This is a genomic window from Helicobacter pylori (assembly GCF_001998165.1).
GTDB lineage: Bacteria > Campylobacterota > Campylobacteria > Campylobacterales > Helicobacteraceae > Helicobacter > Helicobacter pylori_DL.
Map to the genome: position 1 here is coordinate 1 of NZ_MTWR01000178.1, position 389 is coordinate 389.

At 44.2% G+C, this 389-nt stretch carries 2 pseudogenes; one reads left to right on the forward strand and one right to left on the reverse strand.

What is annotated here, in order from left to right:
* A pseudogene (locus BZK24_RS09280) lies at positions 1-249 on the forward strand (tRNA uridine-5-carboxymethylaminomethyl(34) synthesis GTPase MnmE); the annotation flags it as partial.
* Here BZK24_RS09280 and BZK24_RS08770 read toward each other — a convergent pair.
* Positions 197-389, reverse strand: a pseudogene (locus BZK24_RS08770) (hypothetical protein); the annotation flags it as partial. The pseudogenes BZK24_RS09280 and BZK24_RS08770 sit on opposite strands and share 53 nt — an antisense overlap.

Below are 389 nucleotides of genomic sequence, written 5' to 3' on the forward strand. Positions count from 1 at the left end.
AATAAAAACCGCGGCCATGACGCCCTAAACCTCCACAAACATCCCACCCAAAAACAAGACCTCACCCCCAGATACGCTTAGGTTTGCGTCCTTTTTTCTAATGGCGTTTTATTGGACAAAGCGTTAGTCATTTATTTCAAAGCCCCCTATAGTTTCACCGGTGAAGACGTGTGCGAAATCCAATGCCATGGAAGCCCCCTTTTAGCGCGTAGCGGTAATAAAAATCTTGCAAGACTTTCAAATCGCTTAAATGCTATCGCTAGATAGGGCGTATTGATACGCCCAGCCAATAGAAGTGGAATCGCTCCCTATTTCCACTTTAGCGTCCTTAGGCAGATTATTCACTCGGTTTAGTTGCTCTAAAACCCTATCCCTAAATGCAAAAAATC